This is a genomic window from Plasticicumulans sp. (assembly GCF_035331805.1).
GTDB lineage: Bacteria > Pseudomonadota > Gammaproteobacteria > Competibacterales > Competibacteraceae > Plasticicumulans.
Genome location: NZ_DAOLKE010000415.1, coordinates 1 through 2,836, shown reverse-complemented (window position 1 = coordinate 2,836; position 2,836 = coordinate 1). Strand labels below are relative to the sequence as shown.

Annotated in this window: 5 protein-coding genes; 3 read left to right on the top strand and 2 right to left on the bottom strand. The window is 69.3% G+C overall.

What is annotated here, in order from left to right; genetic code table 11:
* Positions 1-364: 364 nt before the first annotated feature.
* Together PKE44_RS17745 and PKE44_RS17740 are read right to left on the bottom strand one after the other, a co-directional pair.
* Positions 365-652 (bottom strand): acylphosphatase, encoded by a 288-nt coding sequence (locus PKE44_RS17745; RefSeq protein WP_324553913.1) that lies wholly within the window; start codon positions 650-652, stop codon positions 365-367.
* 7 nt (positions 653-659) lie between these two features.
* Positions 660-1,175 (bottom strand): TlpA disulfide reductase family protein, encoded by a 516-nt coding sequence (locus PKE44_RS17740; RefSeq protein WP_324553911.1) that lies wholly within the window; start codon positions 1,173-1,175, stop codon positions 660-662.
* Positions 1,176-1,512: 337 nt separating this feature from the next.
* Between PKE44_RS17740 and arsC the strand changes: the two genes are divergently transcribed.
* The 3 genes from arsC to PKE44_RS17725 form a co-directional block, all read left to right on the top strand.
* A complete protein-coding gene (gene arsC / locus PKE44_RS17735) occupies positions 1,513-1,893 on the top strand; it encodes an arsenate reductase (glutaredoxin) (RefSeq protein ID WP_324553909.1) in 381 nt (126 codons plus the stop codon).
* Entirely contained in the window at positions 1,890-2,495 is a 606-nt protein-coding gene (gene wrbA, locus PKE44_RS17730) for an NAD(P)H:quinone oxidoreductase (RefSeq protein ID WP_324553906.1), read from the top strand. The genes arsC and wrbA overlap by 4 nt, the downstream gene beginning before the upstream one ends.
* Positions 2,492-2,836, top strand: a 345-nt coding sequence (locus tag PKE44_RS17725; RefSeq protein WP_324553904.1) for a DUF2069 domain-containing protein, incomplete at its 3' end; no start/stop codon positions are given. The genes wrbA and PKE44_RS17725, both read left to right, overlap by 4 nt.

The following is a 2,836-nucleotide window of genomic DNA, read 5'->3' as shown; positions in this document are numbered from 1 at the left end:
GACTCAAAATCGACCGCCGCAAGGCATGTGGGTTCGAGTCCCACCTCCGGCACCACGGCAGCATGCAGTGCAGATCATCCCCGCGCCGCAAGCCCCTGCCCTGCCAGCACTTTCCTGCTTGTCCACAGAAGCCGTGGACAAGCCTGTGGAAAACTTCGGGGACAAAATGCCAAGCCCATGCCCGCTCAGGCTTTTTGGCGTGGTCGACGGCGCTGCCGCGTAGTTGATCAATGCAATTAAATCAAGGCCTTGCCGGATCATTCCACAAGGCGGCGTGCGCCTGCGCCGGATGCAGCGCCTGCACCGGGCTTTGTGCATAAGTCAAGTCCCGATGCTGCGGCCGGCTCGACCACGAGACCGGCATTCAGCCGCGATCGAAGCCTGCGTGTGCCTCGAACAGCGCTTCGCTGACCGTCACCGATTCGACCTGCGCAGCCGGCGAGCCGGTCCACAGCCAGTCGTGCAGCTGGCCGACGGCCGGTTCGCTGCCGCAGGCCAGCACCTCGACCCGGCCATCCGGCAGGTTGCGGGCGTAGCCGCTCAGGCCGAGTTCGAGGGCACGTGCCTGCGTGTACGCGCGGAACGACACGCCCTGCACGCGCCCGGAGACATGGAAACGGCGGCAGATCACGGCGGCAGCGGATCGGTGCATGGGGGACTCAGGTGGCCGGCCGGGCCGGGGTGTCGTGGATGGCAGCGGCCGGCTTGGCCGGCTCGCGCAGGTCATCGATCAGCAGTTCGACGCCGGCGGCGGTGACCGGACCCGTGTAGGTGCGCACCAGCTCGCCCTTCGGATTGAGGATGAAGGTCGTCGGCACACCCTTCATCTTCGGGAAGCCCGGCAGCGGCGTGGTGCCGGCCATCATGACCGGATAGCCGAGCTTGTACGGCTCGATGAACTTCGAAAGCATGCCGGCCGTGGTGTTCTCATAGGCGACGCCGACCACCGTTGCATCCTTGCTCTTGTGCTCGGCGTGGAAGGCGGCCAGTTCCGGCAGTTCCTTGATGCAGGGGCTGCACCAGGTCGCCCAGACGTTGACGACCACCCAGCGGCCGCGCAGCGAGGACAGGCTGAGCGTCGAGCCATCGGTGGTCGGCAGGGTCAGATCTACGGGTTCGGCACCGGCGAGGGCCGACGTGAACAGCAGCGTGGCGGCGAGGACGGATCGGCGCACGACAGCTTCTCCTCAAACGAATGAAGGTTTTGTAATCCTAGCGCAGCCTTGCGTCCGGCGGCGGCGCGCACGATCAGCGTGCCAGTGCGCGTCGGGCACCGGCGGCGGGCCCGACCACAGGTGCCACCCCGGAGACGAGCCGGCGCCTGCTTCAGCCACTGACGGGCCGGGCGCTGCAAAGGTTCGACGCCCGGTTGCGGATCACGGCTGCGGCGGATGCCGCTAAGATGCCGCGCGGCGCCGCCGGCCGAGGTCACGGCGACGCCAGCCTCCTCCCTGATCCGGCAGCCTCAGCCGGCTCCCGGCTCCGACCTCGCAGAATCCGGTCCTTCCCCGCATGTCCGCAACCGAAACGCCCTCGTCCAAGCTCTCGTTCACGATCTACCACAACCCGCGCTGCTCGAAGTCGCGCGCCGCCCTCGACCTGCTGAGTCAGCACGGCATCGAGCCGGCCGTCGTGCGCTATCTGGACACGCCGCCGGATGCCGCCACGCTCGCGCAGTTGCTCGATCAACTCGGGCTGGAGCCGCGCGCGCTGCTGCGCAGCGGCGAGGACGAGTACAAGACGCTGAACCTGGCTGATCCGGCCCTGAGCCGCGAGCAGCTGATTGCGGCGATGGTCGCGCATCCGAAGCTGATCGAGCGGCCGATCGTCGTGCATGGCGAGCGGGCCGTGCTCGGCCGCCCGCCCGAGCGCGTGCTGGAGTTGCTGCGATGACGGCGCCGGCGGCCGAGATTCTGGTGCTCTATTACTCGCGCCACGGTGCCACGGCCGAGATGGCGCGGCTGGTGGCGCGCGGCGTCGAGGAAGTCCCCGGCATGCAGGCGCGGCTGCGCACGGTGCCGGCGGTCTCGGCGGTCTGCGAGAAGACCGCCGACGACATCCCGGCCGAAGGTCCGCCGTATGCCACGCTCGCCGACCTGCGCGAATGCGCGGGGCTTGCGCTCGGCAGCCCGACGCGCTTCGGCAACATGGCGGCACCGCTGAAGTTCTTCCTCGATGGCACTTCGGAGCTGTGGATCTCCGGCGCGCTCGCCGGCAAGCCGGCCGGCGTGTTCACGTCCACCGGCAGCCTGCACGGCGGCCAGGAGACCACGCTGCTGACGATGATGCTGCCGCTGCTGCACCACGGCATGCTGATCGTCGGCCTGCCCTACACCGAAACGGTGCTGCACACGACGCGCACCGGCGGCACGCCCTACGGCCCCAGCCACTTCGCCGGCACCGAAGCCCGCCCGAGTCCCGACGAGAAAACCCTCTGCCGCGCCCTCGGCCGGCGGCTGGCGCAGACCGCGCAGCGTCTGGCGGTGCCGTCATGATCCGCGCCGCCCGCTGGCTGACGCTCGTCTGCTGGGCGGGCCTGTTCCTGTTCTGGCTCGCCCGCCCGATCTGGCTGGTGCCGACCGAGGCCCCGGCGATCCCGCTCAAGCTCCTGCTCGCCGGCGCCCTGCTGTTTCCGCTGCGCGGCCTGCTGCACGGCAAACCGTACACGCACGGCTGGGCGTGCTTCCTCGCACTCGGCTACTTCGTGCTGTCGGTGGACGACCTCGCCGGCGGGCTGGCCAGCAAGCCGCTCGGCTGGACCGGACTGCTGCTGGCGGTGGGGTTTTTCTTTGGGTGCATGGGGTATGCGCGGCTGGAGGGAAGGCGGCGGAAGGTG

What these genes read in the sequence shown, in the direction of transcription:
- PKE44_RS17745 (WP_324553913.1), bottom strand. Translation starts at nt 652, where the DNA reads ATGCACCGATCCGCTGCCGCCGTGATCTGCCGCCGTTTCCATGTCTCC.
- arsC (WP_324553909.1), top strand. Translation starts at nt 1,513, where the DNA reads ATGTCCGCAACCGAAACGCCCTCGTCCAAGCTCTCGTTCACGATCTAC.
- wrbA (WP_324553906.1), top strand. Translation starts at nt 1,890, where the DNA reads ATGACGGCGCCGGCGGCCGAGATTCTGGTGCTCTATTACTCGCGCCAC.